The organism is Cobetia amphilecti (assembly GCF_020217465.1).
GTDB lineage: Bacteria > Pseudomonadota > Gammaproteobacteria > Pseudomonadales > Halomonadaceae > Cobetia > Cobetia amphilecti.
In genome coordinates, this window is sequence record NZ_CP084115.1 from 3,163,675 (window position 1) to 3,187,345 (window position 23,671).

Below are 23,671 nucleotides of genomic sequence, written 5' to 3' on the forward strand. Positions count from 1 at the left end.
TGACCCTCGGAGCTGGCGTCACCGGCTCCGGAGTCAGCGGCACCTGTGCCATCGAGCCCCTTGGCCGCCGCGTTGGCAGTAGCGACCGGTGAGCCACTGGCGCCAGACGGCCCGCAGGCGCCCCGCGCCTCATGCAGCGATGGCCCCTCGGCGAGCGCCTTGAGCCGCTCGGTGTCCACCAGACGCTGCAGACGCGGCGCCAACTCACGCAGGGCGCGCCGATAGACCTCACGCTTGAAGGCCACGACCTGCCCCAGCGGATACCAGTAGCTTACCCAACGCCAGCCATCGAATTCAGGGTTGGGCGTGGTATCCACACTTACGCGGTTGTCCTGACAGCGAATCTGCAACAGGAACCACTTCTGCTTCTGACCGATGCAGATCGGTCGGGAGTGCGTTCTTACCATGCGTCTGGGTAACCGGTAGCGCAGCCATCCACGGGTGCAGGCCAGTATCTCGACGTCCTCAGCTTTCAGGCCGATCTCTTCTTCGAGTTCACGAAACAGCGCCTGTTGCGGTGTCTCGTTTGGCTTGATGCCCCCTTGCGGAAACTGCCACGCATTCTGTCCTACCCGGCGCGCCCAGAGCAGCTGGCCCTCACAGTTGGCAATGATGATGCCAACGTTGGGGCGAAAGCCGTCAGCGTCGATCACGGATGTCACCTTTGATTCGTTAATTGAAACCATTCTTCCACAAAGGCTGAAAGCGCTTCAATACGCGGTTTGGCGGTGTGAAAGCCCGAGCACCTCTGCAATAATCGCTGCCTTCACGCTATTGCAGTGCAACACGGCCGTGCGAGACTGCTCGTCGGCCACCGTACACCCGCGCAAACACTGGGCCGGCACCTTATCGTGCTCTGTTGTCCGTGTCTGTCGCCCAGCCGAGTGTGGCTGGGCAGAGCAAGGAGTTTTCCGTGAGTCTGGCCATCTTTGATCTCGACAATACCCTGATCGCCGGGGACAGTGATCACGCCTGGGGCGAATTTCTGGTCGAACAGGGCGCTGTCGACGCCAACGTCTACCGTGAAGCCAACGAGCGCTACTACCAGCTCTACCAGAGTGGCGAGCTGGACATTCACGAATACCTGGCCTTCTCACTCAAGCCGTTGTCCGAGAACAGTCCGGAGCAGCTGGCGGCCTGGCACCAGCAGTTCATGGCCGCCAAGATCGAGCCCATCATCCTGCCGCGGGCGGAAGAGCTGCTGGCACGCCACCGGGCACGCGGCGACACCCTGCTGATCATCACCGCCACCAATCGCTTCATCACCGCTCCCATCGCGGACCGCCTGGGTGTCGATGAGCTGATCGCCATCGAGCCCGAGATCGTCAACGGCCGCTACACCGGACGCGTCAGCGGCGTCCCCAGCTTCCAGGCCGGCAAGGTGACCCGCCTCGAGGCCTGGCTGGCCGAACGTGACCACACTCTGGATGGCAGCACCTTCTACAGCGACTCCATCAATGACCTGCCGCTGCTGGAGCGTGTCGATACTGCCATCGCAGTGGACCCGGATGAGCAACTGCGCGCCGCCGCTGACGCGCGCGATTGGCGCATCATTTCGCTGCGCGACTGATAAACGACTGATTTGCTTGGCTTTTATCGATCCATAAGGTCGATCAGCCTCAGCTATAAGGTTTTCATGTGGCTACAAGCATTCACCATAAAGTCGACCTTATTTGCTGAATCATTTCGCACAAGATGTGTCTATAATGTGTGTCCATCGAACCGTCGAGCCTGGTGCGGCAACTTTTGCCCCGTCACGGCAGGACGGCCTCCGGAATCCCGGTCGGGTCCGGGGGATGTCCCTCACCAACCTTGAGCGTGAGCAGCCATGTCCTCAACGACATACGATGTCCTGATTGTGGGTGGCGGCGTGTCCGGCACCGCCCTTCTCTATGAACTCGCCCGCTACACCGACCTCAAGTCGGTCGGCCTGGTGGAAAAGTACGACCACGTCGCGATCGTCAACTCGCACGGTCGCAACAACTCCCAGACCATTCACTGCGGCGACATCGAGACCAACTACACGGTCGAGAAGGCGCGTGTGACCAAGCGCACCGCGGGCATGGTGGTCAACTTCGCCACCAAGCTCAGCGAGAGTGAGCGCGATCACATCGTCTACAAGTATCCGAAGATGGTGCTGGCGGTCGGTGCCAAGGAATGCCAGTTCCTGCGCAAGCGTTTCGACACCTTCAAGCAGCTGTTCCCCAACCTGAAGCTGCTCGAGCGTGATGATATCGCCGAGCTGGAGCCGAAGGTGGTGGAAGGTCGTCGTCCTGACGAGGAAATCGTCGCGCTGGGTTCCACCGACGAATATACCGCCGTCAACTACACCACCCTGTCGGAAGCCTTCGTCAGCGAAGGCGAGAAGGCAGCGGCCGAGAAAGGCATGAACTTCGACGTTCGCCTCTCGACCGCCGTGGAAGACATCCGCAAGGAAGGTGACGTCTACAAGGTCAAGACCGACAAGGGCGAGCTCAGCGCACGCTATGTCGTGGTCAGCGCCGGCGGTCACTCCCTGCTGTTCGCCCACAAGATGGGTTACGGCCTGGACAAGTCCTGCCTGCCGATGGCCGGCTCCTTCTACTTCACCCCGAAGGTGCTCAACGGCAAGGTCTATACCATCCAGAACGAGAACCTGCCGTTCGCCGCCGTCCACGGCGACCCGGACGTGCTGGTGGAAGGCAAGACCCGCTTCGGCCCGACCGCCCTGATGCTGCCGCTGCTGGAGCGCTACAACGGCAAGACCTTCTGGGAGTTCCTCAAGGTGCTGCGCATGGACCGCAACGTCGTCAAGGCCCTGTGGGACCTGATGAAGGTGCGCGACATCCGCAACTACATCTTCAAGAACTTCATGTTCGAGGTGCCGGTGCTGCGTGAGCGTCTGTTCCACGGCGACATCAAGAAGATCGTGCCGAGCCTGGACGTCAAGGACGTCAGCTTCGCCAAGGGCTTCGGTGGCGTTCGTCCGCAGTTGATCGACAAGAGCAAGCAGAAGCTCGTGATGGGCGAAGCCAAGATCAATCCGGGTACCGGCATCGTCTTCAACATGACGCCGTCACCGGGTGGCACCAGCTGTCTGGGCAACGCCGAGAAGGACATGTATCTCGCCCAGGAATTCCTTGGCTTCAACATCGACAAGGAAACCTTCGAGCGTGATCTGCTGACCGGCGAGATCGAACTGACCGAGATCGAGCGTCCGGAGGCCTCCTCACTGATGTAAGCCTCTTTCGAGACACGCATCGGGATGAGCATCAAAAAGCCCCGCCAGCGAATGCTGGCGGGGCTTTTTGATGGGTGCCTGTCGATGGGTGCCTGGCGGGAGGCGGCCTCAGGACACCGACTGACCCGACGGGGCCGACTGGGCAATTGGCTCGTGTACCGCATGCAGACGCTGGATCAGCTGATCCTCCAGCGCGAAACGCTCGGTCAGCCCCTGCTGCAGGCGGGCCAGCCATTCCGGCAGTCGGGCGCGATAGTGCTGGCAGCGGGTAGGACTGGAGAAATCCTCATCGAAGGACAGCACCAGCTCGGTGGAGGGTTCCAGGCGCTGCATCAGCTGCTCGCAGACCGCCAGCGCCGCGGTGTCCTCGAAGACACGGCCTTCTTCCTTGAGCTGAGGATAGACCTCGAAATGCCCCGCCGAGATGTAGTCCATCAAAAGCTCGATGAAGCGATTGACGCGTGTCATCTCGAGCTGCTCGAGGTCATTCACGCAGGCCTCGTGCAGATCCATGAAGCAGACCAGCATCTCGCGTCGCTGGTCCAGCCAGCGATCAACCAACTGATGAACGCCACGAAAGCGTTCCGCCGCAGTGGTGCATTCCTCCAGCATGGGCGCCTCCTCTGGCATGACCCGAACGATAGGGGCTGACATCCGGTGCTCGCCCCGCTGCCAACCCACTATCCTCCATGCCGTGCACGCTGCCAACCCCCCACCATGGTGGCAGGGCATATTGCCTCAACGGCGGAAGCTGCTCCACAGCATCGCCAGCGGTACCAGCGCCAGCCCACAGAAGCCGATCAACGACCACTGCGGGATCGAGAGCCCCAGCCATTGCGCGCTGATCTGGGCGCACTCACCGGAGGCGTTGAGCACCTGGGTGATCACGTCCCATACCGGCAGCACTTCCAGCATGTAGTTGAGGCCCGGGCCACAGGCCGGCACCTGATCCGGCGGCAGTGACTGCAGCCAGATATGGCGACCCGCCAGTACGACCGCGCCGAGGCTGCCGGCCAGTGCGCCCAGCGCGTAGATGCGCGTGCCGATGCGTCCGGGGCCATGCAAGGCTCCCAGCAGGAAGAAGGCGCCGGCCACGGCCACCGCCACGCGCTGGAAGATGCACAGCGAACACGGCGCCAGATCGAAGGCGAACTGCAGCACGAAGGCCACGCCCAGCAAAAAGGCGCACCCCAGCGCTCCCAAAAGACACCATTGACGCCCGCTCCAGCTCGCCAGCCGGGCAAGCCCGCCCTTGCGCGCTACCGGCTGCTGCCCCGATTGTTTGTCCGCTTGTGTCATTTGCCGTCCTTGCCGGTGGAACTCCAGTGGAGTCATGGGTGAGAAATGACGCAGCCGCAAGACCATCAAGGCCCTGCGACTGCATTGAGGCTTGCACCGCGTCGTGCCCTGCAGCCGCGCTCAGTCTGGCTGCACAGGCCACATACATCATCGGCGCCTCAAACCTGAGGCGCCGATGATGAAGCGATAGCCGAATCCGTCACTATCAGCGACTGATGCCTATCATGCCGTGTCGCGATGACCTGAACATGAATTGGCGTTGCGTCACGAGATCACGCCGGTTGCGTGCCATGGGCGGACGCGAAGTACTCGGCCATGAAGGTGTCGAAATCCTGATGATCGCCCTTCTCGATGTCGCCCTGCTGCTGCAGCGAGGTCTCGACCAGCTGATCGAGCAGATAGCCGCGCGCACGCTCCGTCGGCTCTGACTTGAACTGCTCGGCCTGCCCCTTGGCCAGCGCCAGCACTTCGTCGACGAAGTTGCTGCCGTTGTCGAGCATGCTGGTCAGCAGACGGCCCGACGGGGTGGTCTGGGCATCGTCGAAGCGCGGCGCGAGCGCCGCCAGCGCATCACGGTGCGCGCTGCCCGTCTTGTCGCCACTGTCGAGCAGGCCCGCGACTTCCCCCAGCTCATCCATGATGTTGGCCGCCAGATCGCGCAGGCGACGCTCTTCACCATTGACGCTCAGGGTCAGTTCCGGGTCACGCCCGGCCTCGACCACGCGACGCTTGCTGTTGTCGAGCGTGGCGCATTCCTCGTCGTCGATCCACGGGCTCTCGGTCAGCAGACACCAGATCAGGAAGGTATCGAGGAAGCGGATCTGCGTCTCGTCGATCCCGACCGGCAGGAAGGGGTTGAGATCCAGACAACGCACTTCGATGTACTCGACGCCACGCCCTTCCAGTGCCTGGCTGGGCGTCTCGTTCTGCCGGGTGACACGCTTGGGACGGATGTCGGAGTAGTACTCGTTCTCGATCTGCAGGATGTTGCTGGAGAGCTGCGACCAACTGCCATCGTCCTGCTTGACGCCCAGCTTCTCGTAGTCCTTCCACGGCGTGACGATGGCGTGACGCAGCGTGCCGACGAAGTTGTCCAGCGAGTTGAAGCAGATCTTGAGCTGCGCCTGCACCTTGTTCTGATAGCCCAGGTCCGACATGCGCAGGCTGGTGGCGTAGGCCGAGACCAGGCTGCGGTCCGCCTGACGCTTGAGGCGATCATCATTGCCGCCATCGAGGAAGCTCTCATCGATGCCCGGCGAGGCGCCGAACAGATAGAGCAGGATCCAGCTGTGACGACGGAAGTTGCGGATCAGCTCGAAATAGCGACGCGAGCGGAAGTCGCGCGCATCTTCCGCCTCTGCCCCTTCCAGCCCCTGCAGCAGGCTCCAGAAGTCATCCGGCAGCGAGAAGTTGTAATGGATACCGGCAATCGACTGCATGATGCGCCCGTAACGGACGTCCAGCCCCTTGCGGTAGATATGCTTCATGGTGCCGCTGTTGGAGGTGCCGTAATCGGCGATCGGCACGCTGTCGTTGCCGTGCAGACGCGGCGGCATGCTGGCCGGCCAGATCAGCTCATCGCCCAGGTTGCGATAGCTGAAACGATGCAGGTCAGCCAGAAACTCCAGCGACTCCTTGGGACGAGTGAACACCGGGGTGATGTACTCGAGCAGAGACTCGGAATAGTCCGTGGTGATGTACGGGTGGGTCAGCTTCGACCCCAGAGAACGCGGATGCGGCGTCTGGCTGATGTCACCGCCAGCGGTAACCCGCAGGCCTTCCTTCTCGATACCACGGCGCAGGCGCCCGAAGAGACCCTGACGGGCCTGGGGCGTGAGTCGCGCAATGGCGGACGCGAGTTGCTCGGACAAGGTATGAACCCTTTCGCATGGGGAGAAGCCCAGCCTCTCCGGTCGAATTGGATGACCATGGCCCGCGTGCTGCACCGGATGCCATGCAAGACGCGAACGGCAGCTACCGTTCGCGTCAGGTCAGTATGCCCACATTATGGGCGCGTAAAAAATGCTTTCAAGGCTTATGATTTCGACTTGCGCGCATTGAGCAGTGCTGCTGCCATCGCATTGTTGGCCGGTGCCGCGCCGCCGCTCGCGCCAGAATTGCTGCCGCGACCACCGCGCTCCTGACGGCCACCGCCGCCTTGCGAGCGCCCACCGCGACCGCCCTCTGCGCCGCGTCGCGCCTCGCCTGCCGCGCCTTTCTCGGCGGGAGTATCGCTCATGCGCATGCTCAGCGCGATGCGCGCGCGCGGGATGTCGACTTCCATCACCTTGACGCTGACGATGTCGCCCGCCTTGACCACCTCGCGCGGGTCGGCAACATACTTTTGCGACAGGGCAGAGATGTGTACCAGGCCGTCCTGATGCACGCCGATGTCCACGAAGGCCCCGAAGTGAGTCACGTTGGTGACGACGCCCTCAAGCTTCATGCCCGGCTCGAGGTCCTTGAGGGTCTCGACGCCTTCCTTGAACTCGGCGAAGCGGAATTCGGGGCGCGGGTCACGTCCCGGCTTGTCCAGCTCGCGCAGGATGTCGGTCACCGTCGGCAGACCGAAGTGCTCATCGGTGAATTCCGTCGGCTTCACGGTGCGCAGGAAGGCGCTGTCACCCAGCAGACTCGGCAGATCACGCCCGTGCGCCTTGGCGATGCGCTCGACCAGCGGATAGGCCTCCGGGTGGACGGCACTGGCATCCAGCGGATTCTTGCCGGAGGCGATGCGCAAAAAGCCGGCACACTGCTCGAAGGTGCGCGGACCCAGCCGGCTGACCTTGAGTAATTCCTGGCGCGAGGCGAAACGGCCGTTGGCATCCCGGTGCGCGACGATATTCTCGGCAAGCGTGGTGTTGAGACCCGCGACGCGCGACAGCAGCGCGCTTGAGGCCATGTTGAGGTCGACGCCGACACCGTTGACGCAATCCTCGACGACGGCTTCCAGACTGCGCCCCAGCTGCACCTGACTGACATCGTGCTGGTACTGGCCGACGCCGATGGACTTGGGCTCGATCTTGACCAGCTCACCCAGCGGGTCCTGCAGGCGGCGGGCGATGGACACCGCGCCGCGGATGGTCACGTCCAGGTCCGGGAATTCGCGCGCCGCATATTCCGAGGCCGAGTAGATGGACGCGCCGGCCTCGTTGACCATCACCTTCTGCAGGCGACGGCCGGACAGGCGCGTCAGCACGTCGGCGGCCAGCTTGTCGGTCTCGCGCGAGGCGGTGCCGTTGCCGATGGCGATCAGCTCGACGTCATGCCGCTCGACCAGCTTGACCAGCTCGGCCACCGAGGCGTCCCAGCGATTGTGTGGCGCATGCGGATAGATGGTGGCCTGATCGACATACTTGCCGGTGGCATCCACCACCGCGACCTTGACGCCGGTACGCAGGCCCGGGTCCAGGCCCAGCGTGGCCTTGGGGCCCGCCGGCGCCGCCAGCAGCAAGTCCTTCAGGTTGTCGGCGAAGACCTGGATGGCCTCCTGCTCGGCGCGCTCGCGCAGGCGGCCGATCAGCTCGCTTTCCAGATGGGTATAGAGCTTGACGCGCCAGGTCCAGCGCACCACTTCCTTCAACCAGCGATCCGCGGCGCGCCCCTGATCCTCGATGGAGAAATGCGCCGCGATGGCGCCTTCCATCGGGTGACGCGGCAAGTCGTCTTCGCCTTCCAGCTTGAGCGCGAGGCTCAGCACGCCTTCATTGCGACCACGCAGCATGGCCAGCGCACGGTGCGAGGGCGCCTTGTGCAGCGGCTCGTCATGCTCGAAGTAATCGGAGAACTTGGCGCCCTCCTGCTCCTTGCCCTTCATGACGCGCGCACTGAGGATACCGTCGTCCCACAGACGTTGACGCAGGCGACCGACCAGCGCGGCGTCCTCCGCGAAGCGCTCCATCAGAATCTGCTTGGCGCCATCCAGCGCCGCCTTGGTATCGGCCACGTCCTTGTCGGCAGCGACGAAACCGGCCGCCTGAGCCTCCGGCTCCAGCGTCGGGTCCGCGAGCAGCGCATCGGCCAGAGGCTCCAGCCCCGCTTCACGCGCGATCTGGGCCTTGGTACGGCGCTTCTTGCGATACGGCAGATAAAGATCTTCCAGGCGCTGCTTGCTGTCGGCGGCCAGCACATCCCGCTCAAGCGCGGCGCTCAGCTTGTTCTGCTCGGCGATCGATTCGAGCACGACCTGACGCCGCTCCTCCAGCTCACGCAGATAGCGCAGGCGCTCTTCGAGCTGACGCATCTGGGTGTCATCGAGCCCGCCGGTGGCTTCCTTGCGGTAGCGCGAGATGAACGGCACGGTCGCGCCGCCATCCAGCAGCTCGACGGTGGCGGTGATCTGTTCTTCGCGCACCCCAAGCTCACCGGCCAGCGCCTGTTGAATGCGGCGAGTGGTGGCAGCGGGCGACAGCGTCGGTGCAGGACGGGAGGTGGTAGCGTCAGTTGCAGTAGCGTCCATGAAACGTCAGTCCCTTACAGCAGAATTCATGCGGCAATATACAGACGGCCCGGTCGTGGAATCGACCGGGCCGTCTGTATCACGATGTCGTCACGTTACCACAAAGCGGCAAGATTGCTTTAGCCGCTCACTGCGCCAGCCGGGATGCCTCCCAAGCGCCTCACGCGGGCACGAAGCGCAGCGCGACACCGTTGTTGCACCAGCGCAGGCCGGTGGGTTCGGGGCCATCCTCGAAGACATGCCCCTGATGCCCGCCGCAGCGCGCGCAGTGATATTCGGTGCGCGGCCAGATGAGTCCGTAGTCGGTCTTGGTCAGAAGGCGCCCTTCGATATGATCGAAGAAGCTGGGCCAGCCGGTGCCGGACTCGAACTTGGTGGCGGAAGAGAACAACGCCAGATCACAACCGGCACAGCGATACTCACCCTCGCGATGCTCCTTGTTGAGCTCGCTGGAGCCCGCCCGCTCGGTGCCTTCCTCGCGCAGCACGCGATACTGCTCCGGGCTCAGGCGGGCACGCCATTCGTCTTCTTCGAGGGTCAGCGGCGTGATATCCGCGCCACGCTCGAGCTCGAGCTCCGGACGCGCGGCAGACAGCCTGGGCAGCGCCAGCATCGCTCCCGCCCCCAGCACCAGCCCTATGAATTGGCGACGTTGCATGACGTGTCTCCTTGTAGCAATGAACGGCAATACTGACTTCTACGCGCAGCGGCCTGCGCTGGATGCATCGCCTCATGAGAAAGCCCCCACGATGCTGCCATCGCGGGGGCTTGGGTCTCATCGGCTGACGCCAGCCATCGGGTCAGATGCGCAGACCACCATCACATTCGATCACTCGCCCGGTGAAGTAGTCATTGTCGAAGATGAAGGCCACGCTGCTGGCGATATCTTCCGGGCGGCCCAGGTCGCGCATCGGGATGCCACTCTTGATCTTGTCGAGCATCTCCGGCTTCATGCCGGCGGTCATCTCGGTGGCGATGAAGCCCGGCGCCACGGCACCGACACGAATCCTGTAGCGTGCCAGCTCCTTGGCCCAGGTCACGCTCAGTGCCGCGACACCGGACTTGGCGGCGGTGTAGTTGCTCTGCCCCATGTTGCCGGCGCGCGAGATGCTGGAGATATTGACGATCACGCCCGGCTGGCCAGCTTCGATCATCTGGCTGGCCGCTTCACGCGTGCACAGGAAGACACCGGTCAGATTGACATCGATGACCTGCTGCCAGCTGGACAGCGACATGGTCTTCTCCACCACGCCATCACGCGCCTTGATCAGCAGCCCATCGCGGGTGATGCCGGCATTGTTGACCAGACCGCTCACCGGTCCCAATGCGCTCTTGATGGCCGAGAAGGCCGCCGTGACGGAGTCCTCTTCCGCGACATTGGTCACGAAACCCTGCGCCTTGATGCCTGCAGCTTCCAGACTCGCGACGGCGTCATCCAGGCCGTCCTGTTCGATGTCCAGCAGCGCCAGTACCGCTCCCTTCTCGCCCAGATAGCGCGCCATGGCCAACCCCAGCCCACGAGCGCCGCCCGTAATCGCGATGACCTTGTCGTCAAGCTTCATGTCCCGTCTCCCAGGTTGTCTGCCGGCAGTGAGGAACGTCTGCCGGATGCGAGGCCCGAATGCCGTACGGGCGTCACGATCTATGTGTCGAGTGTCCCGCACCGCGCCCTTCAGTGTTGAGCGTCATCGTGACAGAGAATGCCTCGGGATGACGCCCGCTGCCAGCTCGCGGTGAATTCTCATGATGCAGTGCAACAGATCACGGCGTGTCCTGCCTCAACGCAGGCGAGATCCGCCAACGCAACGCACTGACGGCGTCAACGCACGCCATCGACAGCGGGCGCGAAAGCAGGGAATGCTGATGAGTGAGCCTCGGCCCGCCCCCTGCGGACGCCATGGGCTCTACCTGTCCAGCCCCTCTATTGTGCACTGCAACATGCAACATCGTTCAGCATGGCACCGCTACTCCTGCAGCGCCAGCCATCCACGCCGCCGACCATCAGCGGCTCATCAGCGGATCATGGCCCGTTCATGAGCCCGATTCGACTGTTCCCCATCCGGCGGCTGGTTTACCCTTGACGCATTGGCGCAACCTGCCATTTACCTGCTTCGGGAGAGACGATGCCCATACTGTTAGTGATTACCCTGTTCGGGTTATTGGATTTCGTGGTGCTGTTCAGTCTTGGCAGCCAGATCGGCCTGCTGCCGACCCTGGCGCTGGTGCTGATCACCGGCGCCGTCGGCCTGCATCTGATTCGCCGCGAAGGTCGCGCGACACTGATGCGCGCCCAGGAACGCCTGCAACGTGGCGAGATGCCTTCCGGCGAGCTGATGGAAGGCGCGGCGCTCATCTTCGGCGGTGCCCTGTTGATGGCGCCGGGCTTTCTGTCTGACGCCTTCGGCCTGCTGTGCCTGCTCCCCGCCTCACGGGGACTGTTAACGCGCGGCCTGAGCGGCAATGGCGCGATCGCGCGCTTCTTCAAGGGGCGCTTCTCGGCTGCGGGAACCTCGCGCAGCACCCGCACGGGTGACTGGGAAGCCGACGCCCGTGCTGACAGCGCATCACGCAGCGATGGCGATCAGCAGCACGCCAGCGGCAACCATGCAGGGCAGCAAGGCAGCAGCCAGCAGACCGGCGAGCCGCTGGAAGGCGATTACATCAGCCGTGACGAGCCGCGCCTCTAGCGCCTTCTCACGCACAAGCACCACGCGCAATCGTCTGCTTGAGAACCATGTTTGAAAGTCATGTTTGAAAGCGATGGGCCCGGCACTGGAACACCAGTGCCGGGCCTTTTTGATTCGTGATATCTTGCTTCACAGGCTCCATCACGCTGTCCTGCTCTCTCCTGTCCTGCTCTCTCCTGTCCTGCACTGGCCAGCCCCAGCGCCAATGCCTGTCACTGACCGGAGTCGCGCTCTGTGAGCTGCCCGACCGAACCCTTGCGCCTTGCAACAAGGCTCACCCTGGCCTCTGCCCACCCACTGGCGTCTTGTACCAATGGACACCGTCTGGAGGCTGCCAGCTATATGCCAACGGTGAACGGCTCGGATACACTCAAGCCGTTGATTCATCTAGCGGAACCTTGCGGAAGACAGGCTGCACCCAGGGTGCGTAGCTTTCATGCGACGCACAAGATGCACCGATTTGAAATTTTTTTATGATCGCCTACTTGAAAGCTGTCCCCCCGCCACCATAAAAGCGGTGCAATGGATAACGGCCACGCCCCCAGCGGCGGGGCCCAACACTCGGTAGGCAACCCCATTGAACGCCAGACTCACCGACAAAGAACGGGAGCTGGCGGGATTTACCATCAGGAGAACGTGAGCAATGAACATTCGTCCCTTGCACGATCGCGTCGTGGTTCGTCGCGTGGAAGAAGAACAGAAGACTGCAGGTGGCATCGTTCTGCCCGGCAGCGCCCAGGAAAAGCCGACCCGTGGCGAGATTCTCGCTGCCGGCAACGGTCGCATCCTCGAAAACGGTGAAGTTCGCCCGCTGGACGTGAAAGTCGGCGATACCGTGATCTTCAAGGATGGCTACGGCGTCGAGAAGCAGAAAATCGACGGCGAAGAGGTGCTGATCATGAGCGAGAGCGACATCCTCGCCGTGGTGGAAGGCTGAGTTTCAGCTTTTTCGGGTTCCAACGCTTCGACTTACTGATTAAAGGTAGAGATAAACATGGCTGCAAAAGACGTTCGTTTCTCCGATGATGCACGCAAGCGCATGGCGCGTGGTGTCAATGTCCTGGCCGACGCGGTCAAGACTACCCTCGGCCCGAAAGGCCGTAACGTGGTACTGGAAAAATCCTTCGGCGCTCCGACCGTCACCAAGGACGGCGTTTCCGTCGCCAAGGAAATCGAGCTGAAGGACCGCTTCGAGAACATGGGCGCCCAGATGGTCAAGGAAGTCGCTTCCAAGACTTCTGACGTGGCTGGCGACGGCACTACCACCGCCACCGTGCTGGCTCAGTCCATCGTCAACGAAGGCCTGAAAGGCGTGACCGCGGGCATGAACCCGATGGACCTGAAGCGCGGCATCGACAAGGCTGTCATCGAAGCCGTCAAGGCCGTGCGTGAGCTGTCCGTGCCGTGCACCGATACCAAGGCCATCGCCCAGGTCGGCACCATCTCCGCCAATGGCGACTCTCGCATCGGCGAGATCATCGCGGAAGCGATGGAGAAGGTCGGCAAGGAAGGCGTCATCACCGTCGATGAAGGTCGTGGCTTCGAAGACGAGCTGGAAGTGGTCGAAGGCATGCAGTTCGATCGCGGTTACCTGTCTCCTTACTTCGTCACCAACCAGGACACCATGGCGGTCGAACTCGAAGACCCGTACATCCTGCTGGTCGACAAGAAGATCTCCAACATCCGCGAACTGCTGCCGGTGCTGGAAGGCGTTGCCAAGTCCGGCAAGCCGCTGGCGATCATCGCCGAAGACATCGAAGGCGAAGCGCTGGCGACTCTGGTCGTCAACACCATGCGCGGTATCGTCAAGGTCGCTGCCGTCAAGGCACCGGGCTTCGGTGACCGTCGCAAGGCCATGCTGCAGGACATCGCTGTCCTGACCGGTGGCACCGTGATTTCCGAAGAAGTCGGCCTCAACCTCGAACAGGCCAACCTGGACCACCTGGGCACCGCCAAGCGCGTGACCATGTCCAAGGAAAACACCACCATCATCGATGGCGCCGGCAACGAAGGCGATATCGAAGCACGCGTTGCCCAGATCCGCGCTCAGATCGAGGAAACCTCCTCTGATTACGACCGCGAGAAGCTGCAGGAACGTGTCGCCAAGCTGGCCGGCGGCGTTGCCGTCATCCGCGTCGGTGCTGCCACCGAAGTCGAGATGAAAGAGAAGAAGGCTCGCGTCGAAGACGCCCTGCACTCCACTCGTGCGGCCGTCGAGGAAGGCGTCGTGCCTGGCGGCGGTACTGCCCTGGTTCGCGTGCTGGGTCAGCTGGTCGACCTGAAAGGCGACAACGAAGATCAGACTCACGGTATCGCCATCGCACTGCGTGCCATGGAAGCGCCGCTGCGTCAGATCGTCACCAACGCCGGTGAAGAAGCCTCTGTCGTGCTCAACAACGTCAAGGCTGGCGAAGGCAACTACGGTTACAACGCCTCTACCGGCGTCTACGGCGACATGTTCGAGATGGGCGTGCTGGATCCGGCCAAGGTGACCCGTTCTGCACTGCAGTCCGCGGCCTCCATCGGCGGCCTGATGATCACCACCGAATGCATGATCGCTGAAGATCCGGAAGACAAGGCTGCTGCCGGCGGCGGCGACATGGGTGGTATGGGCGGCATGGGTGGCATGGGCGGCATGATGTAAGCCAGCCTCACCCCCCCCCCCCCCCCCACGACTCACCCGTCGTGACCCGAACCGCTCCTGCGCAAGCAGGGGCGGTTTTTTTAATGCCTGTCATTCAAGGCGCTGCAGCTCTCATACGGTAAGCGCCGCGGCTCTCGGCACCTGACGCCTCCCGCTCACCACGCTACACTAGGCGCCACTTTTTGCCGCGACCCGAGACATTGCGCCTGGTGATGACAGTGCATCGAGGCTGACGATGCATTGAGGCTGAAATGCCCACGATCACGACCGATGACGCCAACCGCTCAGGCCGCGCGACTCGCTTGCCCAGGACCTTCTCATGACTGATACCCCCGCCGCTTCCCAGACCACTAGCGCCCTCGACAATGTGCGTGTCGTGCTGGTGCAGACCTTCCATCCCGGCAACATCGGCGCCACCGCTCGCGCCATTCTGACCATGGGCATCAAGGACCTGGTGCTGGTCAATCCGCGCTGCTTCCCCGACGAGGAAGCGACGCGTATGGCCAGCGGCGCCGCGGAGCTGCTGGATAATGCACGCGTGGTCGAGCGCCTGGAAGACGCCGTCAATGACTGCCAGCTGGTCATCGGGGCCAGCGCTCGTCTGCGCAGCGTCCCGCTGCCCCACTTCGATGAGCCACGCGAGATGGCGGCGCACGCCATGGATATCGCGCGCGATGGCAAGGTGGCGCTGGTATTCGGCCGCGAGCGCTTCGGGCTGACCAACGAGGAAATCGCCTGCTGCACGCATCAGGTGTCGATCCCCACCAACCCGGACTACGGCATCCTCAACGTCTCACAGGCCGTCCAGGTGCTGGCGCACGAGTGCCGCAGTACATGGCGCCTGACGCTCGACAAGCCTCAGGAGGCGCCTGTGGCGCGCCGTGAGGATGATCAGCTGCCGACCCGCGAACAACTCGGCTACTTCCATGAGCATCTCGGCCGCGCCCTGCAGGGCTCCGGCTTCCTCAACCAGCCCCACTCCCAGACCGAAGAGCGGCTGCGCGCCCTGTTCGCACGTGCCGAGCCGACACGCCGCGAGCTCTCCATCCTGCGTGGCATGCTGTCCAATCTTGAGCGTCAGACGGCAGCGGCGAACGCTGGCACAGGCAGCGAGCAGAGCGATCACGAGGCGTCCTGAGTCGCGCACGACCGCCCCGTCATGTACTGAGGCTCGGACTGTTGCTACTTGGCTCTCGCCACTTCGCAACAGCCTGTCAGCGCAACGTCATCCTTCTGACATGGATCAAGGTGCACTGTAGACCTTCCGCTATGCTTGATAGGCAAGACGTCAGGCACCGCAGAACCCGTCACACAGCCTAGGTATAGAAATACGGGTATAGAAATACCGGCATAGAGATACGGCACAGACCCATGCAGTAGCTGCAGCCCAGCAAGGAAGTCACGCGCGAAGGCTGCAGTGTCAGGCAAAGGCTCCTTTGCGACCTTGAGACCTGCCATGCAGGTCGAGAACTGCCGCAAGAGCAGGCAGAGACGCCGCCACGCCAACACACGAAGGGCCATGACAGGCCAGCGTGGCGACGCACCTCGAGACACCCACAAGAAGAGCCGACCCTGATCCCATCCACGACCATGGACTCACGGAGCGCCTTTACATGACTCGGACAGCCGCACGACAGACTCAGACCCCGGACGCGGAACAGCTGGCCAGCGACATCCACCAGCTGGAAGCTCGCCTGCTCAAGACCGACCCGACGCAGGAACCGACGCTCTACCGCAGCCTGTACTGCACGATCTCGCTACGCCAGATGCAACTGCTGGCCAAGGTCAGTCAGCCCGCAGCCTCGCAGGCGCATTGAGCGACGCCAGGTGAGATGGTTGGCAGGTGGCGACTGGTAATGATCAACAATGACCAGCAGCCACCCGTAACGACCAGGCATGAAAAAACCGCCACCCCGAAGGGTGGCGGTTTTTTTCGTTCCCGCATATGACATGCGTCTCATGCAGGATACCGATTCGGAGACGCTGAGGTGACTACCAGAGGCATGTCACCTCAGCGTGGATCCGGACTCCCCACCTCACGAGGAGGCGGAGTGTCTCGGGATCACTCCTGACCCAGCTGCTGCTTGATCAGATCACCGATGGTAGTCGGGCCGTTGCTCTCGACTTCCTGGGTACGCGGCTTGGCAGCATCGCGACGCGGTGCTTCAACCTGGTCCTTGGACTTGACGGACAGGTTGATCAGGCGGCTCTTGCGATCCACACCGACGATCTTGGCTTCGACAGCATCGCCGACGCTCAGGACGTTGCGTGCGTCTTCGACACGGTCAGCGCTGATTTCAGAAGCCTTCAGGATAGCGATGACGTCAGTCGCCAGCTCTACCTGAACTTCCTTGGCATCGATGTCGACAACACGACCGGACACGATAGCGCCCTTGTCGTTGACGGCCAGGTACTCGGAGACCGGATCGCTCTCGAGCTGCTTGACACCCAGAGAGATGCGCTCACGTTCCGGATCGATGGACAGGATGACCGCTTCAGCTTCTTCGCCCTTCTTGTAACGACGCACGGCTTCTTCGCCAGCTTCGTTCCAGGAAATGTCGGAGAGGTGAACCAGGCCGTCGATGCCGCCTTCCAGACCGATGAAGATACCGAAGTCAGTGATTGACTTGATGGTACCGGAGACACGGTCGCCCTTGTTGTGCTTGCCGCTGAAGTCTTCCCACGGGTTGGTGGTGCACTGCTTGATACCCAGGGAGATACGACGACGCTCTTCGTCGATGTCCAGAATCATCACTTCCACGTCATCGCCGACATTGACGACCTTGGACGGGTGGATGTTCTTGTTGGTCCAATCCATTTCGGACACGTGGACCAGACCTTCGACGCCCTCTTCCAGCTCGGCGAAGCAGCCGTAGTCGGTGAGGTTGGTGACGCGTGCGTTGATCTTGGCGCCTTCCGGGTAGCGAGCCTTGATGTTGACCCACGGATCTTCGCCCAGCTGCTTGAGACCCAGAGACACACGGTTGCGCTCGCGGTCGAACTTCAGCACCTTGACATTGATCTCGTCGCCGACAGCAACGATCTCGGACGGATGCTTGATGCGCTTCCATGCCATGTCGGTGATGTGCAGCAGGCCGTCAACGCCGCCGAGGTCGACGAAGGCGCCGTAGTCGGTCAGGTTCTTGACGATACCCTGAATCTGCTGACCTTCCTGCAGAGTGGCCAGGAGGGCTTCACGCTCAGCGCTGTTCTCGGCTTCGAGGACGGCACGACGGGACACGACAACGTTGTTGCGCTTGGCGTCGAGCTTGATGACCTTGAAGTCCAGCTCCTTGTTCTCGAGGTGGGCGGTGTCGCGCACAGGGCGGACATCGACCAGAGAACCCGGCAGGAAGGCACGGATGGTGTTGATGTCGACGGTAAAGCCACCTTTGACCTTGCCGTTGATCACGCCCTTGACGATCTCGTCTTTCTCGAAGGCGGCTTCCAGCTCTTTCCACGCTTCGGCACGCTTGGCCTTCTCGCGGGACAGGCGGGTCTCACCGAAGCCATCTTCCACGGCTTCCAGTGCAACCATGACTTCGTCGCCGATGCTGATGGACAGCTGGCCACTTTCGTCACGGAACTGTTCAGACGGAATCTGACCTTCAGACTTCAGACCGGCATTGACAGTGATCCAGTCGCCATCGATATCCACGATGGTAGCGGACACGATTGCGCCCGGCTCCATGTTGATGTCCTGGAGTGACTGTTCAAATAAATCAGCAAAGCTCTCGCTCATGGTATTCCTACATGATCAACGTTTGGGGCGGCTTGCACCGCAGTCTCCGTACCACCAGCAAGCACGGGCCATATCTACATATCCCCGGGGGCGTTGACGCTGGTTCGAGATACACCGGCTTTCCGCTTGCCGCCGATGCACCCCATGACACCTTGCCGGGGGGTTGATGACACCTCGGTGTCATCTGGGTTCTGCATCATCACTCGCGAAGCGAGCGAAACCCGCTGCTGCCCGACCCGGAGGCCGTATTGCAACAGCAGGCGATCAATCCGTTGTTCTGACGACTTACAGGCTGAGACTCGAGTCTCAGCGCGCCGCTACCAGGCCGTATTCGACCAGCAGCTGCTGGATGCGTTCGATCACCTGGTCGATGTCGAGATCCGTCGTATCGAGGATCACGCCGTCGTCTGCAGGCTTGAGCGGGGCGACTGCCCGGCCCATGTCACGCGCATCGCGCGCCTGTATTTCTGTCAAAAGGCTCGAAATATTAGCATCGACACCCGCTTCCTGCAACTGGGCATGACGACGACGCGCACGTTCCTCGGCGCTCGCCGTCAGGAAGATCTTGAGCGGCGCACCGGTGAAGACCACCGTGCCCATGTCGCGACCATCGGCCACCAGGCCCGGCGCACGCGCAAAGGCACGCTGGCGCGCCAGCAGTGCAGTCCGCACGCGCGGCTGGGCCGCGATGATGGAGGCATTGTTGCCGACCGACTCGAGACGGATGTCACGGGTGACGTCCTCGCCTTCCAGAATCACGCTGGTGGCGTCGCCTTCGGCATCGAACTGCACATCGAGGTGCTCGGCGATGGTCGCCACGGCGTCCTCGTCTTCCAGCGCCACGCCATGACGCTCGGCGGCCAGTGCCGTCAGGCGATAAAGCGCACCGGAATCCAGCAGATGCCAGCCCAGGCTCGACGCGACCAGACGACTGATGGTGCCCTTGCCTGCCCCGCCGGGGCCATCAAGGGTCAACACCGGCGCGTCGCAGATCTGGCTGTGATGAGGTGTCGCTTCCCCGCTCATGAAGCCTCCTGGCCGGGTGCCACGGCACCGAGGTTCTCGACCTGCATGCCGACTTCAGCGGCCAGCGCCACGAAGTTCGGGAAGGAGGTCGCGACATTGGCGCAGTCGTCGATCAGGATCTCGCCCTGGGCGCGCAGCGCCGCGACACTGAAGGCCATCGCGATGCGGTGATCGCCGTGGCTGTCGACCAGGCCGCCACCGTAGGCGCCACCACGGATGTCGATACCGTCCGCGACCACTTCGTGCTCGACGCCGATCTGCGCCAGACCATCCGCCATCACCTGGATGCGATCGGACTCCTTGACGCGCAGTTCCTCGGCGCCACGCAGACGGGTCATGCCCTCGGCATTGGCAGCGGCGATGAACAGTGCCGGGAATTCGTCGATGGCCAGCGGCACCTGGTCTTCCGGAATGTCGATGCCCTTGAGCGGCGCATAGCGGATGTGCAGGTCTGCCACCGGCTCGCCGCCGACTTCGCGCTCATTGGAGACGCTCAGGTCGGCACCCATCGCCTTGAGGATGTTGATCACGCCGATGCGCGTCGGGTTGATGCCGACGTGCTCCAGCACCAGTTCGGAGCCCGGTGTGATGGCCGCGGCGACCAGGAAGAAGGTCGCGGAGGAGATGTCGGCCGGCACGTCGATCGGGCAGGCTTCGAGGCTGCCGCCACCGTTCAACCACGCCTCGGCGCCCTGACGCTCGACCTTGTAGCCGAAGCCATTGAGCATGCGCTCGGTGTGATCACGCGTCGGCGCCGGCTCGATGGCACGCGTCTCGCCTTCGGCGTAGAGACCGGCCAGCAGCAGGCAGGACTTGACCTGAGCGGACGCCATCGGCATCTCGTAACGGATGCCCTTGAGCGGCTGACCACCGTGGATACGCAGCGGCGGACGGCCGTTGTCTGCGGTATCGATCACCGCGCCCATCTCGCGCAGCGGATTGGCGACGCGGTCCATCGGACGCTTGGTCAGCGAGGCATCACCGGTCAGCTCGGTGTCGAAGGCCTGACCGGCCAGCAAGCCGGCGAACAGGCGCATCGCGGTGCCGGAGTTGCCGACATACAGCGGGCCCGGCGGCTGCTTCAGGCCGTTGAGACCCACACCGTGAATGGTGACACGCCCCTGATGCGGGCCTTCGATGACCACGCCCATGTCGCGGAAGGCCTGCAGCGTGGCCAGACTGTCTTCCCCTTCCAGGAAGCCTTCGACTTCGGTCACGCCGGTCGCCAATGCGCCCAGCATGATGGAGCGATGCGACATGGACTTGTCGCCCGGCACACGAATGCGCCCCTGAACCTGCCCACCCGGCAGTGCACGGTACCGCACGTTCTGCTGTTCCATGGTCTGATAACTCGTCTGTTTCAAGAGGGTATTGAAGTAGTGTCGGGCGTGGCTTGCGCGGGTGAATATCCCCAGCATCGCCTCACCATCGCCCGCGGTCACGGCAGCGCGCACCCGCGCTACCCCGGCCTCGAATTCGTCCAACGCCTCCAGCACCGCATCGCGGTTGGCCAGATAGACGTCGCGCCACATCACCGGGTCACTGCCCGCGATGCGCGTAAAATCACGGAAACCGCCCGCCGCGTAGCGGAAGATCTCCAATCGCTCATCCTGGCGCGCCAGGCTGTCGACCAGCGAGAACGCCAGCAGGTGCGGCAGGTGGCTGGTGCGCGCCAGCACTTCGTCGTGGCGCGCCACGCTCATGCTCAGAAGCTGGGCACCACATACCGACCACATGGCCGCCACGCGTGCCACGGCCTCGGCATCGCTGTCCGGCTCCGGCGTCAGGATCACCTTGTGATCGCGATAGAGCTCGGGATTGGACGCCGCGACACCGCTCTTCTCGGACCCGGCGATCGGGTGACCGAGCACCAGATTCGGCGGCATGCGACCGAAGACGCCGAGCGCCGCATCGCGGATCGCGCCCTTGGTGCTGCCGACATCGGTGATGACGGCGTCATCATCCAGCAACGGCGCCAGTTCGGCCATCACGCTCTGCATCGCCATCACCGGCACGCACAGCACGATCAGCGAGGCACCCGGTACCAGCGCCGCCAGTTGCGTGCTGCCACCGTCGATCAGCCCCATGCGCTGGCCGAGGCAGATCTCGTTGGAGTCACGATCACAGGCGAGAATCTCGCCGCGATGGCCCGCCGCGCGCAATGCCGCCGCCAGCGAGCCACCGATCAAGCCCAGCCCGACCAGCAGGATACGCCGCTCGCCGGCCAGACGCTCCGCTGACGGCAGCGAGGACAGCAGGTCTGACGACGCAGCATGGCGCGCGTGGTCAAGCTCGCTCACAGCACACCGACCGGGTAGGACCCGAGCACCTTGACGTCCGCCGCGCACTGGCGCAGCTCTTCCAGCGTCGCCGTGATGAGCGGGTCATCGCGGTGGCCACGGAAGTCGATGAAGAAGACGTAGTTCCAGGCACCGGAGCGTGACGGACGCGTCTCGACGCGGGTCAGGTCGATCTGGTGGCGGTGGAACGGCGCCAGCAGGTCGTGCAGTGCCCCCGGCTGGTTGCGCATCGCCACCACGATGGAGGTCTTGTCATCGCCGGACGCCGGCACCGAGCTGTCACCGATGATCAGGAAGCGCGTCGAGTTGTCGGGGCTGTCCTCGATCTTCTCCTCGACCTTCTCCAGCTCATAGAGCTTGGCCGCCATGTCACCGGCAATCGCCGCACTATGCCACTCGGTGCGCACCTGACGCGCGGCCTCGGCATTCGAGGACACCGCGATGCGCTCGGCGTGCGGGAAGTGGGCATCCAGCCACTTGCGGCACTGGGCCAGCGACTGGGCGTGGGAATAGATGCGCGAGATCTTCTCGCGACGCGTATTCGGGCCCACCAGCAGGTGGTGGTGAATGCGCAGCACCACTTCGCCTGAGATCTTGAGCTGCGAGCCCATGAACGAATCCAGCGTGTGGTTGATGACGCCCTCGGTGGAGTTCTCCACCGGCACCACACCGTACTGCACCGCGCCCGCTTCCACTTCGCGGAACACCTCGTCGATGGCGGCCATCGGCTTGGTCACGGCGCTGTCGCCGAAGTGCTTGAGCGCGGCCTGCTGGGTGAAGGTGCCTTCCGGGCCGAGATAGGCCAGGCGGATCGGCTGTTCCAGCGCCAGACAGGCGGACATGATCTCGCGGAACAGACGCGCCATCTCCTCGCCTTTCAGCGGGCCGGGGTTGTTGGCCATGATGCGACGCAACACCTGGGCTTCGCGCTCCGGGCGGTAGAACTGCACCTGGCCGTCCTCGCCCACGTCACCGGCCGCCAGCTTGACCTCGGCGACCTGCTGCGCGCAGCCCGCGCGCTCGCTGATCAGGTTCAGCAGCTCGTTGTCGATGGCGTCGATGCGCTGACGCAGGTCGTCCAGCGTCACCGCCTTGCCCGCCGCCTGCGGCGCAGGGCTCTCCTTGGAATCCGACATCTCACCTCCTCCCTTAGCCGTGACGGCGCGCGAAGTCGCCCATGAAGTCCACCAGCGCAGTGACGGCAGCTTCCGGCACGGCGTTGTAGAGGCTGGCACGCATGCCACCGACGCTGCGGTGACCGGCCAGATTCAAGAGACCCGCCGCTTCGGACTCGGCGAGGAAGGTCTTGTCGAGACGGTCATCGGCCAGCACGAACGGCACGTTCATGCGTGAGCGGTTCTCGGTGACGATCGGGTTGGAATAGAAGTCGCTGCCATCGATGGCCGCGTAGAGTGCCTGCGCCTTGCGATCATTGATCGCGTTCATGGCGGCGAGGCCACCGACCTCGTCCTTGAGCCACTCGAACACCAGCCCGGAGAGATACCAGGCGTAGGTCGGCGGCGTGTTGAACATGGAATTGGCCTCGGCGGCCGTCTTCCAGTTCAGCATGGTCGGGCAGTCCTTGCGGGCGCGATCGAGCAGATCTTCGCGCACGATGACCAGCGTCAGACCCGCCGGACCGATGTTCTTCTGGGCGCCGGCATAGATGACGCCGAAACGGCTGACATCCAGCGGGCCAGACAGGATGGAAGACGACATGTCGCACACCAGCGGCACGCCATCCGCTGCCACCTCGGGGATGTAGTCGAACTCGAGGCCGCCGATGGTCTCGTTGGCGGTGTAGTGCAGATAACCCACATCACCCGAGAGCTGGATCGCGTTCTGGCGCGGCACGGCGATCAGGCCATTGCTCTCGCTGGAGGCCGCCACGTGGCTGCCCACCGCCAGATGCTCGGCTTCCTTGATCGCCTTCTTGCCCCAGATACCGGTATACAGATAGTTGGCACTGCCACCCGCGCCCAGCAGGTTCAGCGGCACACCCGCAAACTGGGTCGAAGCGCCACCCTGCATGAACAACACGCGATAGTTGGACGGAATCTCGAGCAGTTCGCGCAGGTCCGCCTCGGCCTTCTCGGCGATGGCCACGAATTCGTCGGAGCGATGACTCATCTCCATGACGGACAGTCCGCGGCCCTGATAATCCAGCATCTCGGCGCGGGCGCGCTCCAGGACAGCGGTCGGCAGTGCAGCAGGACCGGCGCAGAAGTTGAACTTGCGTGTCATGTCGTCTTATTTCCCGAAAGTGAAGCGACCGCCCCGAAGGCGGTCGCAAT

The 23,671-nt window shown here is 63.1% G+C and carries 18 protein-coding genes and 1 pseudogene; 7 read left to right on the forward strand and 12 right to left on the reverse strand.

Going from position 1 to position 23,671, the window contains the following annotated elements:
• Window positions 1-179: 179 nt before the first annotated feature.
• Window positions 180-653 (reverse strand): annotated as a pseudogene (locus tag LCW13_RS13305) (RNA pyrophosphohydrolase); the annotation flags it as partial.
• A 260-nt stretch (window positions 654-913) separates the two neighbouring features.
• On the opposite strand from LCW13_RS13305, the gene LCW13_RS13310 reads away from it, so the two are divergent.
• Both LCW13_RS13310 and LCW13_RS13315 read left to right on the forward strand, forming a co-directional pair.
• Complete coding sequence (locus LCW13_RS13310) at window positions 914-1,570, forward strand: histidinol-phosphatase (protein ID WP_054555583.1); 657 nt, start codon at window positions 914-916, stop codon at window positions 1,568-1,570.
• Window positions 1,571-1,828: 258 nt separating this feature from the next.
• Entirely contained in the window at window positions 1,829-3,220 is a 1,392-nt protein-coding gene (locus LCW13_RS13315) for an FAD-dependent oxidoreductase (RefSeq protein WP_043331433.1), read from the forward strand.
• Window positions 3,221-3,328: 108 nt separating this feature from the next.
• On the opposite strand, the gene rsd is transcribed toward LCW13_RS13315, so the two are convergent.
• From rsd to LCW13_RS13345, 6 genes are all read right to left on the reverse strand, one after another.
• Window positions 3,329-3,832: a sigma D regulator gene (gene rsd, locus LCW13_RS13320; RefSeq protein ID WP_213114509.1), complete on the reverse strand. Its 504-nt coding sequence runs from the start codon at window positions 3,830-3,832 to the stop codon at window positions 3,329-3,331.
• A 126-nt stretch (window positions 3,833-3,958) separates the two neighbouring features.
• A complete protein-coding gene (locus LCW13_RS13325) occupies window positions 3,959-4,519 on the reverse strand; it encodes a disulfide bond formation protein B (protein ID WP_225347133.1) in 561 nt (186 codons plus the stop codon).
• Window positions 4,520-4,791: 272 nt separating this feature from the next.
• Window positions 4,792-6,390 (reverse strand): glutamate--cysteine ligase, encoded by a 1,599-nt coding sequence (gshA, locus tag LCW13_RS13330; RefSeq protein WP_225347134.1) that lies wholly within the window; start codon window positions 6,388-6,390, stop codon window positions 4,792-4,794.
• Between the two features lie 164 nt (window positions 6,391-6,554).
• Window positions 6,555-8,978 carry a Tex family protein gene (locus LCW13_RS13335; RefSeq protein ID WP_225347135.1) on the reverse strand — a complete coding sequence of 808 codons (2,424 nt, stop codon included), beginning with the start codon at window positions 8,976-8,978 and terminating at the stop codon, window positions 6,555-6,557.
• A 160-nt stretch (window positions 8,979-9,138) separates the two neighbouring features.
• Entirely contained in the window at window positions 9,139-9,636 is a 498-nt protein-coding gene (msrB, locus tag LCW13_RS13340; RefSeq protein ID WP_225347136.1) for a peptide-methionine (R)-S-oxide reductase MsrB, read from the reverse strand.
• A gap of 142 nt (window positions 9,637-9,778) precedes the next feature.
• The gene (locus LCW13_RS13345; RefSeq protein ID WP_153636394.1) at window positions 9,779-10,540 is read right to left on the reverse strand and encodes an SDR family oxidoreductase; all 762 of its coding nucleotides are present in this window, start codon (window positions 10,538-10,540) and stop codon (window positions 9,779-9,781) included.
• Between the two features lie 561 nt (window positions 10,541-11,101).
• Between LCW13_RS13345 and LCW13_RS13350 the strand changes: the two genes are divergently transcribed.
• From LCW13_RS13350 to LCW13_RS13370, 5 genes are all read left to right on the forward strand, one after another.
• Window positions 11,102-11,665, forward strand: coding sequence for an FxsA family protein (locus LCW13_RS13350; RefSeq protein WP_216061314.1), 564 nt, complete (start codon window positions 11,102-11,104; stop codon window positions 11,663-11,665).
• Window positions 11,666-12,308: 643 nt separating this feature from the next.
• Window positions 12,309-12,602, forward strand: coding sequence for a co-chaperone GroES (locus tag LCW13_RS13355; protein WP_043331438.1), 294 nt, complete (start codon window positions 12,309-12,311; stop codon window positions 12,600-12,602).
• Between the two features lie 57 nt (window positions 12,603-12,659).
• Window positions 12,660-14,309, forward strand: a complete 1,650-nt coding sequence (gene groL / locus LCW13_RS13360) for a chaperonin GroEL (RefSeq protein ID WP_043331439.1) — start codon at window positions 12,660-12,662, stop codon at window positions 14,307-14,309.
• 319 nt (window positions 14,310-14,628) lie between these two features.
• Window positions 14,629-15,447, forward strand: coding sequence for an RNA methyltransferase (locus LCW13_RS13365; protein ID WP_225347137.1), 819 nt, complete (start codon window positions 14,629-14,631; stop codon window positions 15,445-15,447).
• 475 nt (window positions 15,448-15,922) lie between these two features.
• Entirely contained in the window at window positions 15,923-16,126 is a 204-nt protein-coding gene (locus LCW13_RS13370) for a hypothetical protein (protein WP_107336170.1), read from the forward strand.
• Between the two features lie 245 nt (window positions 16,127-16,371).
• Here LCW13_RS13370 and rpsA read toward each other — a convergent pair whose 3' ends face one another.
• The 5 genes from rpsA to serC form a co-directional block, all read right to left on the reverse strand.
• Window positions 16,372-18,051: a 30S ribosomal protein S1 gene (gene rpsA / locus LCW13_RS13375; protein ID WP_043331442.1), complete on the reverse strand. Its 1,680-nt coding sequence runs from the start codon at window positions 18,049-18,051 to the stop codon at window positions 16,372-16,374.
• 306 nt (window positions 18,052-18,357) lie between these two features.
• Window positions 18,358-19,077, reverse strand: coding sequence for a (d)CMP kinase (gene cmk / locus LCW13_RS13380; protein WP_225347138.1), 720 nt, complete (start codon window positions 19,075-19,077; stop codon window positions 18,358-18,360).
• Window positions 19,074-21,305 (reverse strand): bifunctional prephenate dehydrogenase/3-phosphoshikimate 1-carboxyvinyltransferase, encoded by a 2,232-nt coding sequence (locus LCW13_RS13385; protein ID WP_225348167.1) that lies wholly within the window; start codon window positions 21,303-21,305, stop codon window positions 19,074-19,076. Before LCW13_RS13385 ends, cmk begins: the two co-directional genes overlap by 4 nt.
• Before the next feature lie 68 nt (window positions 21,306-21,373).
• Window positions 21,374-22,513, reverse strand: coding sequence for a prephenate dehydratase (pheA, locus tag LCW13_RS13390; protein ID WP_052384256.1), 1,140 nt, complete (start codon window positions 22,511-22,513; stop codon window positions 21,374-21,376).
• A 13-nt stretch (window positions 22,514-22,526) separates the two neighbouring features.
• Window positions 22,527-23,621, reverse strand: coding sequence for a 3-phosphoserine/phosphohydroxythreonine transaminase (gene serC / locus LCW13_RS13395; protein ID WP_054555590.1), 1,095 nt, complete (start codon window positions 23,619-23,621; stop codon window positions 22,527-22,529).
• Window positions 23,622-23,671 lie beyond the last annotated feature (50 nt).